Source organism: Pseudoalteromonas sp. APC 3250, assembly GCF_030407915.1.
GTDB lineage: Bacteria > Pseudomonadota > Gammaproteobacteria > Enterobacterales > Alteromonadaceae > Pseudoalteromonas > Pseudoalteromonas tetraodonis.
In genome coordinates, this window is the sequence record NZ_JASDCM010000006.1 from 203,599 (window position 1) to 216,838 (window position 13,240).

General features: G+C 42.0%; 15 protein-coding genes. All 15 read right to left on the minus strand.

Annotated features, from left to right (window positions below; translation table 11 throughout):
• Positions 1 to 41: 41 nt before the first annotated feature.
• A complete protein-coding gene (flhB, locus tag QL986_RS08925) occupies positions 42 to 1,172 on the minus strand; it encodes a flagellar biosynthesis protein FlhB (RefSeq protein WP_013465550.1) in 1,131 nt (376 codons plus the stop codon).
• A 9-nt stretch (positions 1,173 to 1,181) separates the two neighbouring features.
• A complete protein-coding gene (gene fliR, locus QL986_RS08930; protein ID WP_013465551.1) occupies positions 1,182 to 1,961 on the minus strand; it encodes a flagellar biosynthetic protein FliR in 780 nt (259 codons plus the stop codon).
• Between the two features lie 2 nt (positions 1,962 to 1,963).
• Entirely contained in the window at positions 1,964 to 2,233 is a 270-nt protein-coding gene (locus tag QL986_RS08935) for a flagellar biosynthetic protein FliQ (RefSeq protein WP_010387922.1), read from the minus strand.
• Positions 2,234 to 2,274: 41 nt separating this feature from the next.
• The gene (gene fliP / locus QL986_RS08940; RefSeq protein ID WP_013465552.1) at positions 2,275 to 3,015 is read right to left on the minus strand and encodes a flagellar type III secretion system pore protein FliP; all 741 of its coding nucleotides are present in this window, start codon (positions 3,013 to 3,015) and stop codon (positions 2,275 to 2,277) included.
• 4 nt (positions 3,016 to 3,019) lie between these two features.
• Positions 3,020 to 3,403, minus strand: coding sequence for a flagellar biosynthetic protein FliO (gene fliO / locus QL986_RS08945; RefSeq protein WP_024602027.1), 384 nt, complete (start codon positions 3,401 to 3,403; stop codon positions 3,020 to 3,022).
• On the minus strand, positions 3,400 to 3,798 hold the full coding sequence (fliN, locus tag QL986_RS08950; RefSeq protein WP_013465554.1) for a flagellar motor switch protein FliN: 399 nt from the start codon (positions 3,796 to 3,798) through the stop codon (positions 3,400 to 3,402). The genes fliO and fliN overlap by 4 nt, the downstream gene beginning before the upstream one ends.
• 20 nt (positions 3,799 to 3,818) lie before the next feature.
• Entirely contained in the window at positions 3,819 to 4,910 is a 1,092-nt protein-coding gene (gene fliM / locus QL986_RS08955; protein ID WP_010387912.1) for a flagellar motor switch protein FliM, read from the minus strand.
• 9 nt (positions 4,911 to 4,919) lie between these two features.
• Positions 4,920 to 5,447, minus strand: a complete 528-nt coding sequence (gene fliL, locus QL986_RS08960) for a flagellar basal body-associated protein FliL (protein WP_013465555.1) — start codon at positions 5,445 to 5,447, stop codon at positions 4,920 to 4,922.
• 57 nt (positions 5,448 to 5,504) lie between these two features.
• A complete protein-coding gene (locus QL986_RS08965) occupies positions 5,505 to 7,313 on the minus strand; it encodes a flagellar hook-length control protein FliK (protein ID WP_290191472.1) in 1,809 nt (602 codons plus the stop codon).
• 87 nt (positions 7,314 to 7,400) lie between these two features.
• Positions 7,401 to 7,847, minus strand: coding sequence for a flagellar export protein FliJ (fliJ, locus tag QL986_RS08970; RefSeq protein ID WP_008112186.1), 447 nt, complete (start codon positions 7,845 to 7,847; stop codon positions 7,401 to 7,403).
• Complete coding sequence (gene fliI / locus QL986_RS08975; protein WP_008112184.1) at positions 7,847 to 9,181, minus strand: flagellar protein export ATPase FliI; 1,335 nt, start codon at positions 9,179 to 9,181, stop codon at positions 7,847 to 7,849. The genes fliJ and fliI overlap by 1 nt, the downstream gene beginning before the upstream one ends.
• Positions 9,182 to 9,199: 18 nt before the next feature.
• Positions 9,200 to 10,003 carry a flagellar assembly protein FliH gene (fliH, locus tag QL986_RS08980; RefSeq protein WP_013465558.1) on the minus strand — a complete coding sequence of 268 codons (804 nt, stop codon included), beginning with the start codon at positions 10,001 to 10,003 and terminating at the stop codon, positions 9,200 to 9,202.
• A 3-nt stretch (positions 10,004 to 10,006) separates the two neighbouring features.
• Positions 10,007 to 11,047, minus strand: coding sequence for a flagellar motor switch protein FliG (gene fliG, locus QL986_RS08985; RefSeq protein WP_013465559.1), 1,041 nt, complete (start codon positions 11,045 to 11,047; stop codon positions 10,007 to 10,009).
• A complete protein-coding gene (gene fliF, locus QL986_RS08990; protein ID WP_008112179.1) occupies positions 11,040 to 12,755 on the minus strand; it encodes a flagellar basal-body MS-ring/collar protein FliF in 1,716 nt (571 codons plus the stop codon). Before fliF ends, fliG begins: the two co-directional genes overlap by 8 nt.
• Before the next feature lie 20 nt (positions 12,756 to 12,775).
• Positions 12,776 to 13,108 (minus strand): flagellar hook-basal body complex protein FliE, encoded by a 333-nt coding sequence (gene fliE / locus QL986_RS08995; protein WP_016899229.1) that lies wholly within the window; start codon positions 13,106 to 13,108, stop codon positions 12,776 to 12,778.
• Between the last annotated feature and the right edge of the window lie 132 nt (positions 13,109 to 13,240).

The following is a 13,240-nucleotide window of genomic DNA, read 5'->3' on the forward strand; positions in this document are numbered from 1 at the left end:
GCTGAAATTGCAATAACTATTCCAAGTTAGTTGGTTAGCAGTTAATACTTAAATTCATCGGGGATAGGCAGCTTTTTATTAAGGGCAACAGGGCGTTTTCCACGGCCTTTTTTAAACCGTTTAAGCTGAAACACATAAGCAAGCACTTGAGCAACCGCAGTAAAGAGCTGATCGGGGATTTGCTCACCCACTTCTGCAGTATGATAAAGCGCTCGGGTTAAAGTTGGAGACTCAACAATAGGCACTTCATTACCCAATGCAATTTTACGAATTTGCATGGCGAGCTCATCCACACCTTTGGCTAATACAATAGGCGCGCCTGCTCGCTCTGTATCGTATTTTAAAGCTACGGAATAGTGAGTAGGGTTGGTAACAATAACATCGGCGTCTGGCACATCCTGCATCATTCTCTTTTGCGACATTTGACGTTGGGTTTGCCTTATGCGCGCTTTAATCTGCGGATCACCTTCTGAGTTTTTATATTCGTCTTTTACCTCTTGCATAGTCATTTTAAGCTGTTTGTTATGACTATAGCTTTGAAATGGGGCGTCAATAGCAGCAATAATAATTAAGGTGCAAGACATGCCTAAAAACATCCACGCTAAAATTTCCAAAGCATGAACAATATTGCCAGGCGCACTTTCTATACTTAAATGTAAGATTTCATCAAAAAACGTATTAATTAAAAAAATAGCAAATGCGGCCACCAAGCCAAACTTTAATAATGACTTAAGCAATTCTATAGCCGCTTGTGGACCAAACATGCGGGTAAAGCCTTTCATTGGCGACATTTTACTGGCTTTGGGCGCAGCTGCTTGCCAACTAAAATTAAAGCCGCCAAGCATGGTATTACCGATAAATGCAGCCAATACAATAATGAGTACAAACATCGACATAGGAAATAACAGTACGTCGGCCACCTCTCCCCATACGGCAAACATTTTGGTGGTGTCGTAGGTTTCATTGCGGTTAAGACTCAGCATTCTTCCCATAATGCGGTACAAGCCTTTGCCAATTTCAGGCCCATACATTAATAAGGAAATAGCAGAAAAAATAAGCACAAACATGGTACCTAACTCTTTAGAACGCGCTATTTGACCTTTCTTTTTAGCATCATCAACTTTTTTGGGGGTGGGTTCTTCGGTTTTTTCTTGTCCGGAATCTTCAGCCATTACGCTCTCCTAAGGGGAACAACCAACTAGAGTACACATCAGCTCAACCATTTTTAGCCATTGGAACTCAAACTGAGTGACAAAGTTACCGAGCGTTGCCCAAATAATAACGAGCCCTGCCACTAAGGTAAACGGGAAGCCTATCGAGAAAATATTTAACTGCGGTGCAGCACGGGTCATAATACCAAATGCCATATTAATAACCAGCATGGCGGTTAATGGTGCTAATGACAGCACTAATGCAGTGGTAAACATCCAACCACCCCATGTCACTATGTCCCAGTAATGATCAACCGCCCACCAATTGCCATCAATCGGGAGTACTTCAAAACTGTGCACCACCATTTGAATCATCATTAAATGACCATTAAACACAAAAAATAATAAGGTAGCTAATATTAGATAAAATTGCCCCACTGCAGGCACACTCATCCCATTAGAGGGGTCAACAACAGATGCAAAACCTAAACCGGTTTGCATAGCAAGAATTTGACCGGCTAACACAAACGTATTTAGTAATAGTGTGGACGCAAAACCAATTGCGACACCAATCAACATTTGTTGGAGTACCACTAAAATCATTTCAAAAGAAAATAGATTAGTAAATGTAGCAGCAGGAAGAACAGGAACAACTAAGAAGGTGACCACAACAGCCAAGCCCATTTTTATTCGAGCAGGTACGTTTTTTGCGCCAATACCCGCCATGATCATGATCATAGAGCTGATGCGCACTAAGGGCAGTAAAAAATCACTTAACCATTGAATGACAACGGAAAATGGAAATTCCATTGTTAACCTGCAATTTCGGGGATAAGCAGCACTAAGCGATTAAAAAAGTCCATTAGCTCTTGAGTAAACCAATGTCCTCCCACAATCAGGGCACTGATGGTGATTAATAAACGCGGTAAAAAACTCAGTGTTTGTTCGTTAATTGAGGTTGCTGCCTGAAACACAGCCACAACCAACCCAATAATTAAGCCAGGTACCACAATGGCAGACACCAGCTTAATCACTAAAAATAGGGCTCCACTTAAAATATCAACAAATACTTCAGGTTCCATGGACGACTCCTAGTGTGGTTGGTTCAATGAAGAGTGCACAACTACGTGCCCAAGCCAAAGCTTTTAGCGAGTGTACCCATCACCAAGCTCCACCCATCAACCAATACAAACAACATAATCTTAAACGGTAGCGACACAATCATGGGCGATAACATCATCATACCCATGGCCATCAATACCGATGCAACCACCAAATCGACAATCAAAAAGGGAATAAAAAACATAAAACCAATAATAAAAGCGGTTTGTAGCTCACTGGTCACAAACGCAGGAATAAGCACAACCATTGGCGTTGCTTCAGGCGAGTCAAGCTGATCGTAACCTGCTATTTTAGCAAAGGTTTCTAAATCTTTTATACGTACCTGTGAGAGCATAAACGCTTTCATTGGCTCTTTGGCTAAATCAAGTGCTTCAAGTGACGTTACTTGTTCACTTAAATACGGTTCGATAGCGCGCTCATTTATTTGCTCATAAATTGGCGCCATAATAAAAATACTTAAAAACAGCGACATACCTAGTAATACTTGGTTCGAAGGCGTTTGCTGCAAACCAATGGCTTGGCGCAAAATAGCTAAAACAACAATAATTCGAGTGAAAGAGGTCATCATGATAATGGCGGCTGGAATAAAGCTCATAGCCGTCATGATCGCCAACACTTGTAGCGTCACTGAGTAGTCTTGGGTGCCATCGGCATTAGTGGTGATCGTCAGCGCGTCAATCCCCTCGGCATTGACCCCTGGGACGAACACCATGGCAAATAGGAAAAGCAGCCATTTAGTCATAATATTAGTTCTTTTTATTTTGATTAAGTTGCGGATTCAACATTTTGCCAAACCGCTTCGCTAATTCTGGTAACTCTTTTTCTGTTAGGGGGGTTTCTAACTTGTGTAGATAATTAATACTGTGTGGAGTAACCCCTAATAGGTGCTGTGCATTATCTATTTCAACCACCATTAAGCGCTCACGTGATCCCAACGGAAGACTGCGGATCACTTTAAACTCATCGTTATTGGTTAAATTTGGATTGAGCTTTTTTACAAAAAAAGCCAACACTAAAATTAACACCACAACCATACCCAAAGATAACACCATGGATACGATATCTGTGGTCGGTGTTGCAGCATCTGTTGCTGCAAACACCGAATTGCTTAAACTGGCTAGTGCTATCATCGTAACTTTTTGATCCGTTCAACCTGGCTAATTACATCCGTTAAACGAATACCGAACTTATCGTTCACCACAACCACTTCGCCATGCGCAATCAAAGTACCATTAACTAAAACATCGAGCGGTTCGCCGGCAACCCTGTCAAGCTCAACGACCGAACCTTGGTTAAGTTGTAATAAATTACGAATATTAATTTTAGAACGCCCTACTTCCATAGAAATAGTAACGGGAATGTCTAAAATAGTATCGAGTTTACGTTTTTCTTCACCGCTGAGTTCATGCTTTGAATCATCAAGCTCATCAAGCTCGGTTACTTTGACCTCAGGACTATCGTCAGTGCCTTCAGCTTCAGCAAGTGCTGCTGCCCATTCGTCCATTGTATCTTGATCATCGCTCATACTTTTAACCTTTTAATCAATTACCAGTCTAAGTCTACACCGTTTGAAAGGTGTAAATCATCTTCTAGTTCTGCTAATTCTGCATCTGAATCAATTTTTTTGCCGCCTTTAGTAAAGACATGCAGCTCAGATTTAACTGAATCAGGGCGTTTAATTTTTTCACTAATTTGTAGCGCAACGTTATCGCGTGAACGACCCATTTTAGCTCTAAATGTAGGGAGTTCTTCCACAAATACGGTAATATGCTCAGGCATTTCAACTGGAATTATATCCCCAGCTTTGAGCTCCATTATTTGTTTTAAGCTTAAATCAACTTCAAGTAGCTGGGTCGATAAATCGACTTCTACGTCCATTATTTCGTCACGAAGCGCCTTACTCCAACGTAAATCGGTATCTTCAGTATCAGACTGAACACCCGCATCCAATAGCTCTCTGATAGGTTCGAGCATTGAATAAGGTAGCGCAATATGAAAGTCTCCCCCGCCACCATCCAGCTCAATATGAAAAGAGCTGATAACCACTACTTCGGTTGGGCTAACAATATTAGCCATCGCAGGGTTTACCTCAGAATCGAGGTACTCGAACGATACATCCATCACCGGTGCCCATGCTTCTTTGTAATCTTCAAAGATTATTTTTAGCAGCATTTGCACGATTCGGCGTTCTGTTGGGGTAAATTCACGTCCTTCAATTTTGGCATGATAACGGCCATCGCCACCAAAGAAGTTGTCTACCAGTATAAATACTAAGCGTGCTTCCATGGTAATAAGGCCGGTGCCTTTTAGTGGGCGAAAACGCACCATATTCAAACTCGTTGGTACAAACAAGGTATGTATGTACTCACCGAACTTGATCATTTGCACGCCGTTAATTGACACCTCAGCGGTGCGGCGCATCATGTTAAATAAGCTAATTCGCATGTGACGGGCAAATCGCTCGTTAACAATTTCAAGTGTCGGCATGCGACCACGCACGATGCGATCTTGCGAAGAAAAGTCGTACTGTAGTGTACTTCCCTCACCATCTTCACCGTCGTGTATATCTTCCTCTTCGACTTCATCGACACCATGTAATAGTGCATCAATTTCGTCTTGGGATAATAAATCGCTCACACTGGCCCCTTATTGCATCACAAAGCCGGTAAATAGTACCCGCTCAATTACTTTATTCCCTTCAACATCCATCATAGCGGCCTGTACTTTATCAAGTGCAGTAAAACGCAGTGTTTCTTTGCCTACACTGGTGCTAAGTTCATCAGCCGTTGTCATGGAAAATACACTCAGGAGTGTGCCTTCAATCAGTGGAATGTGTTTTTTAGCCGTTTCTTCATTACCATCGCCGCGCACTAATAATTGCACTTTAATCTGTACAATTCTATCGCGACTAGCCCCTGGCACATTAAAAATAAACGGTCTAGGCATCGCAACATATAAAGCACTGCCAACCGTTGCCGAAGAACTTGTTGGCGCAGCAGCTACCTCACCATTGGCAGCATCATCTGCAAGGGTTTCTACTGGCTCATCACCACCTGATAATAAAAAGTACCCTGCCACAGCGCCAACAATAAGTAATACAGCGGCAATAATTATTATGAGTTTGCTTTTACTTTTACTTACTTCTTCTATTTCTAAATTAGTATCTTCAGCCATTGTATTTCCTTTATTTGCAAAGGTATTTGCTTGTTTTAACTATTATAATAGCAGGACTTAGGCATAGTAATCTATTGATGATGACGTTTGTTGTCCAGAACCCTGTATTTGCTTATCTGGTTGCTCACTATTTGTCTCATCTGTAGAGCGATTATTGGCCATTTGCCCTTGTGCATCACCTTCTTGTTGCTGTGCTTGCTCACCTGAGGAATCACCGTAAGAAATACTGCTTTCACCTAGTTCTAAACCTTGCTGCATCAGCATTTCTCTAAGCCTAGGTAAAGACTGCTCCAGCGCTTCTTTGGCTTGCTGGTTTTGCACTACAAAGTTGATTTGTGCTTGCTCAGCATCACTTCTAATACGAATTTGCATGCTGCCCATTTCTGGCGGATCTAGGCGAATTTCAGCTTCTTTATTATTAATACTCAACATTGAGCTAACCCGCTCTTGTAGCATTTTTGCCGCATCACTTTTAATAATGTTTAAAGCCTGTAACGTGGCAGGATCAATGCTTACTTGTTTCGCTTGTGCTGTACTTTGTAACTGTCCTGCTTGCAAGCTTTGCGCTTCAATAATAGCTTGTTCGTACCCTAAAGTATCGTATTTAGCGAGACTACTAAGCGACTGTTTGTCAAATATATTAATGATCTGAGAGAAAATTTGTGCTGCACGCGGTGGCATTTGCTCAGCATTAGTGCCGCGCATGCTCTCTTTTTGTAATGCGTCTAACTGTTTGGCAAGCTCTTCAGGGTTATCAGCTACCGATTTTGAACTCTCTAATTTTAGCTCAGGTTTTACATTGGCTGATTCAGTACCAGCCTGTGCTTTTGGCGCTATTGCTCCCGCCAAAGCATTATTTGAAAATAGTGGCTTATCTTTGGCGCTAAACAAGCTGTCCGCGTTAATCGCGGTCTCTAAATCACTGATTACTCCTTTTAGCGAGGTAAGTTCTTTCGTTGATAAAGATTCATTTTTAACGTAACCCTGCAACTGATTGAGTAAGGCCTGTTTTTCTGAGGTAGTTAACGTACTTATTTGCGCATTAATGGTCTGCTGAGATGTTTGCGGCTTCTCACTTTCACTCACATACTTACTGAGTAATTGCTTTAAATCCGCTAAGTTATCTTTATTAATTGGCTTGCTCATCGCATTAAGCTCAGTGGCTAATTCACCTTGCTGAGCAGGTGTTAAATTTGCCAGTAATTTATCTGCTTTAATGGCATTATCATCTTTTGATAACAGCGCCAAAATTGATGAGTCTAATGATGATTTTACGGTTGTGGTATCAGTCGGCTTATCGGCCACCTTATCTGTTGCTAATTGACTTGAAACAACATCGCCTTTTTGACTCGCATTAACAGCTGCTAGCGCTTTTGTGTCAAGCAGTGTCGGCTCACCTTCGCCTTTTCCTGCTAAATTAGCACCTTGTACATTTTGTGTTTGTGGAATGATTTCATCATCCACAACGGCATCACTTGGCATAGTAATAATAGGTGCCAGCTTATCTTCAGGCTTAGCGTTTATTTTAACAGCGTCTTTGTCTATTAACTGCGCAACACCATGGGGGTTATTTTTTACTGAGGTATCGATGACTTGTGCCGCATTAATTTGCGCCAGCATATCTTCACCGCTCAAAGGCTTTTCTTCGCTACTTTGCTCTTTTAGATCGGACTGTTCATCTGCTGATTGTTTGTTTGGCGCTTTAGCTTGCGTACTGTGTGTTTCAGAAGCTTGGTTAGCAAGGGCTAATTGATCAAAAAAGCCAGCATCATTACTGCTATCTAGCTTTGTTTTATCACTGTCTTTTTTAACTAAGTATGAGTCTTGCTCAGATACCGCTAACATTGAAATATCATTTATCGCCATAAATCACCTAATAAAAGCGGCAACAGCCCACCGCACAATCCTAAAAATCATTGCTCTTGTAGAATCTAAGCAATTAGCATGCCTACCTTATAGTGCTTTATGCCTTTGATAAAACTGATTAGAGGAAAATTCATCGAGCATTTTTTGCTCACTTTTAGCGGCCAACATATCCGCTTTTATCTGTTGTTTTTCAATTAACTTAGCAACCGCTTTCGCTTTTACTTGTTGCTTTAACCACAAGGTTTTACGCTGGCTAACCACCTGCTTTGCAGTGTTAACAGTGCTTGCTTGTTGACGTATCGCTTCTTCAATCTTAGCAATGAATGCATGATACTGACTAAATCCGGCACTTGATAAACCCGACTGCCCCTTAATATGAAGTTGCTGCGTGTATTCAAGTCGAAAGTCATTTAAGCCCTGCAGCTTTTGCTGATTTACTTGCAAATTTTGATTAGCTTGCAAGTAGCTCATGCGTAACGTTTCTTCTTTTTCGTTTTCAAGCCTGAGCAACAAATGCAGTTTATTTTTTGCCATTATGCTTGTCCTAATAATTGCGCTAGCCCTTGAAGGCCATCATCATAGCTAATCACATCACGCATCCCTTGTTGTAAAAATGCGTTCACTCTTGGCATCATGTTTATTGCCTGATCGAGCATTTGATCACTGCCTTTTTGATAAGCGCCCAAGGTGATCATGTCTTTGTTCTGTTGATACATTGAATACACTTGCTTAAGCACCCGAGCTTGTTGCATGTGCGATTCAGACACCACTTGAGGCATAACTCGAGAAATCGATTTTTCTATGTCAATGGCAGGATAATGGCCGCTGTCGGCTAAATCACGCGATAAAACAATATGTCCGTCAAGTATGGCACGTGCAGCATCAGCAATCGGGTCTTGCATGTCATCGCCTTCACTCAGTACGGTAAAAAAGGCAGTAATAGAGCCTTGCCCTTCCCCGCCGTTACCCGCTCTTTCCACCAGCGCAGGTAATTTAGCAAATACTGAAGGTGGGTAGCCTTTTGTTGCAGGGGGCTCACCCACAGCCAGCGCGATTTCACGCTGTGCCATAGCATAACGCGTCACCGAGTCGAGTAATAACAATACGTTTAAGCCTTGATCTCGAAAATACTCTGCAATGGTTACCGCACTTTCGCAGCCTTTTAATCGCATTAATGGTGAGGCATCAGCGGGGGCTGCAACAACAACTGAACGTTTACGCCCTTCAACACCCAGTATTTCTTCAATAAATTCTTTTACTTCTCGACCACGCTCACCGACTAAACCCACTACAATCACATCGGCTTCACTGCCTCGGGTCATCATGCCTAATAATACTGATTTACCCACACCAGAGCCTGCAAATAAGCCCATGCGCTGGCCTTGGCCGACAGTAATCACCGAGTTAATAGCACGTACCCCCACATCCATAGGCTTACTAATGGGGCGTCTTGCAAGAGGGTTTATTGCATTTTGAGCAAATTTGAGTGTATGTTCTGCATTAATTTTACCTAAGCCATCTAAAGGTCTGCCTAAGCCGTCTACCACTCGACCAAGTAAGCTCATGCCAACAGGCAAACCTGTGTCATTAACTTGGGGGATAACTCGCGCACCAGGCAGTACGCCTGAAATGTGGTCGTTAGGCATTAAATACAAAGTTTGATCGTTAAATCCAACAATTTCAGCGTCAACAAAGCCGTTCATTGTTTCAATTTTACATTGGCTGCCTACCGGAGCGCGCAAACCTTTGGCTTCCAGTGTTAAACCAACCACACGCGTTAAAACTCCCGCGACTGCAGGCGCTGGAATTTTAATATGCCGTTGGTATTGAGATAAGCGTTCGCTTAATGAAGTATCGCTCACAGACATGACACGCCAATAAAAAAGTTAGATACCACTGTTATGCAAAAAGCTATCCAACGTTTCTTTGACACGGGTTTTCAAGGTCATATCTAAAGATGATAACGTTGTTTTAACTTCACAACCGCCCCGCTCTAGAGTGGGTTCTGCAATTAATTGCCAATGATTATCTTCAATAGCTTGTTCGCCATAACTGGTTTTTATCAGCGATAAGTCATCTGGATGAAGATGAATTCGAACTTTTTCTTGTTCTGCATTAAGTGCATCAATGCTTTTTTTCAAAGTATGTAAAATAATATCAGGTGATGTTTTTACTTCTTGATAAATAATCGCTTCACTGAGCATAGTGGCTAGCTGTACCAGCTGTTTTTCTGCTTGCTCGTCCACTTTTTTAAGCGGGTCGCTTAAACTATCTAGTAAACCACGCAGACTGGTCAACTGCTCATCAATTAATGGTTTAACGTCTTCTTGGCCTTGTGTTTTACCCAGCTCTACACCTTCTTTGTAACCCGCCTCTTTACCCTCGGTTACGCCTTTGTCAAAGCCATCTATATAGCCTTGTTCGTGCCCTTGTTTAAGGCCTTCTTCGTAGGCATCTTGGCGAATACGCTCCAGCTCTACCATAGTTAATGAAGGCAGCTCTGGTTCTTCCGGTTCTTCTACTTGTTCTTTTGCTATTTCTTTACGGTATAGCTCGGCTAAGGGTGTGCCATAAGCCGTAGAGCGATTGCGAAAGCTTCGCTCATCGGGAGCAACATCAGGAATTGGCCAATTTTTTAATAACTCATCAGCTTCATCTGCATGTAATGGGCGACCTTTAGAGTGACTCATAGGTTATAAGAACTCCTCACCACCGCCACCACCAAGCATAATTTCACCTGAATCAGAAAGGCGACGTGCTGTTGATAAAATTTCTTTTTGCGCCGCTTCTACTTCACTAATGCGCACAGGAGCCATAGCTTCTAAATCATCAGCGAGCATTTCAGCGGCACGTTTTGACATGTTACCCAAAATTTTCTCTTTAAGGGCATCGTCGGTCCCTTTAATGGCTTTCATTAATACATCTTGCGGCACTTCACGCAGGATTGCTTGAATGCCTCTGTCGTCTACATCCATTAAGTTTTCGAAGACAAACATTAAGTCTTGAATTTGTTGCGACATTTCTTCGTCATGCTCACGGATTGAATCCATTAACTGCCCTTCAACATTTGTATCGAGGTAGTTCATGATATCTGCCGCAGCTTTTAAGCCACCCATTTTCGCAGCTTGTGCACCCGCTTGACCGGCAAATTGTTTTTCCATAATTTCATTCAATTCTTGCAATGCTGCCGGTTGTACTTCTTCTAAATTAGCAATACGCATGGTTAAATCGAGACGCACTTTTTCAGGAAATTGCGCTAAAATTTCAGCCGACTGTTCAGGCTCTAGGTAAGAGAGAACAATTGTTTGAATTTGTGGATGCTCATTACGAATAATGTTAGCCACCTGTTTAGAGTCCATCCATTTTAATGAATCAAGACCTTTAGCGCCTGAGCCCATCACTATTTGGTCTATCAAGCTGGCGGCTTTATCTTCACCTAATGCGGCTGTAAGTGCTTTTTTGATGAAGTCTTCAGACTGAAAACCAATCGTACTAAAGCTTTGAATTTGTTCAATAAACAAATTATGAACCGCGCTAATTTTAGCTTGCGACAAATCATCGATTGCCGCCATAGCCATACCGACCTTTTGCACTTGTTTTGGCTCTAAGTGCTTGAGGATTTGCGCTGCATCTTCTTCAGTTAAGCTCAGCAATAATATTGCCGCTTTATCTACACCATCAAGTTTATCAACATCAAACGCTTGAGGTAGTTGTTTTTGTTCTTGATCAGTCATCTTCTGTTAACCACGCTTTCACTACTTGTGATGATAGTTCTGGTTCATTGGCTACAAGGGCACGAACCGCTTTGAGTAAGTCTTCGTCGCCGTGTAGGTCTGGTAAGCGTAGTGTACCATCGCTTGAGAAGCCAACAGAAGCAGAATCAAAGTCATTATTTAGCATATCTAATGTGCTGTCACCAAGATCAACACCTGAACTAAGAGAATCTTCATCGTATTCTTCAAGTGTATTATCTGGGTAGATTAAGCGTTTAAGCATAGGTTTAACGACAGCTAAAATCAGTACAATAATAACCAGTGCACCTAATACTAAGCGCATCATTTTCATAAACCAATCTTGTTCCCATAAAGGCAACTCGAAATCAAGCGCTGAGTCTTCACGAACAAATGGTACGGTCACTACTTCAAGTGCATCGCCACGTTGCATATCAAAGCCTACGCCACCTTGTAACAAGCGACGAATATTTGACAGGGCTTCAACCGAGCGTGGCGTCATAGTTGTTTCACCATTTTCACCCACCGTAGGCAGGTAATCAACCGCAACAGAGACGCTTATTCTGCGGATCACTCCAGTTTGCTGACGCTTATGTGAAATAGTGGTATCGAGTTCATAGTTACGAGTGGCTTCTTTGTGAGTTCTACTCGGTGAGGTTGCAGTGCCTGCACCGCCCGCCATCGCATCTTCAGGAATAGTTGAGTTAACTGGTGGCTGATTAGTAAGCGCGCCTGGAATACCAACCGCTAGGCCACCAATATTATTTTCTTCAAAGGTCGTTTCACTTCTTACCGCAGGTAAATCTGGGTTGTAACGTTTTTGTGTTTCTTCTACCGCACTAAAGTCCATACTTAAATCTACTTGTGCGGTGTAATTACCTAATCCAACCACGGGGATCAAAATACTGTCGATTTTTTCTAGGTATTCTTGCTCACGTTTACGTTCTATATCGTATTCTTTACGCGAGCGTGCAGCTAAAGAGGTTTGCGAGCCTGAATTTAATAAACGACCATTTTGATCGGTCACAGTAACGCGCGAAGGCTCAAGCCCTTGTACCGCTGAAGCTATCATATCAACAACCGAGTCAACTTCTTCGCCATCTAAAGAGCGACCGCGTTTAAGAGTAAGTACAACAGTTGCAGAGGGTTTTTTCTCTCTACGGGCAAACACATTTTCTTTGGGAATCGCTAACAATACTTTGGCGCGAGTAACATTATTTAGCTCTTCTATAGTACGGGCAAGTTGTTGCTCACGGCCATGTTTAAGGCGCTCACGCTCTAAACGTTGGCTTACCCCAAACCCCATGTCTTGCATAATAATGTCGCTACCTGATGTAGGCCCTTGATCTAAACCTTCACGGGTCATCAATAACTTGATATTTTGATATTCAGTTTCATCCACCGAGACCACATTGCCATCAAGTTGGTAGTCAATTTTTTGTGCATCTAAAAAGTCGAGTGTTTCTATTAACTCTTCAGTTTGCATTTTACCTAAAGGGCGCATATCTGGCTGACGAGCCCAAATAATAACGAAAATAGCAATGGCTAAACAAATAGCTAATGCAACAATCAGGGTAATTTGACGTAAAACATCAACACCGCCAAGGGCACTGAAATAGCCTGATTTTTGCTCTTGTTGATCTTCGTTTTCACTTTGCTCCATCATGCCATCAGCAAGTGCCAGATCTGTAGATTGATTAGATTGCGCCACAATAATTCTCCACTACCTAGTTAAACAGGCATGTTCATAATTTCTTTATAAGACTCAACAAGCTTATTACGAACCTGTACCGTAGCTTCAAATGCCACAGAAGACTTTTGCGAAGCAATCATAGCCTCAGCAAGTGATACGCTTCTGTCGCCATTCTCTACCGCTTTTACTTTTTGTCCTGTGTCTTGCTGAAGTTCATGCACTGTATTAAGGGCATTACTCAACATGTCACCAAACTGTGCTGTAGAGGTTGATTGCACTTGCGTTGGCAAGTTATTAACTTGATTACTACGTGTGGCCTCTGCAGCCATTGATTGCATTTCTTGAAATAAAGCACTGTTTTGAATTTTCATAATTGTCTCTGATAATGCAGTAAACTCTTAAAGAGAATAAAGCACAAAACATGCCAAAAATTAAAACCAATTAAAACAACGCTTTAAGTAAAATAATTAAGCAGTCAGAGTTTTGACAGCCCTAAATTCAAG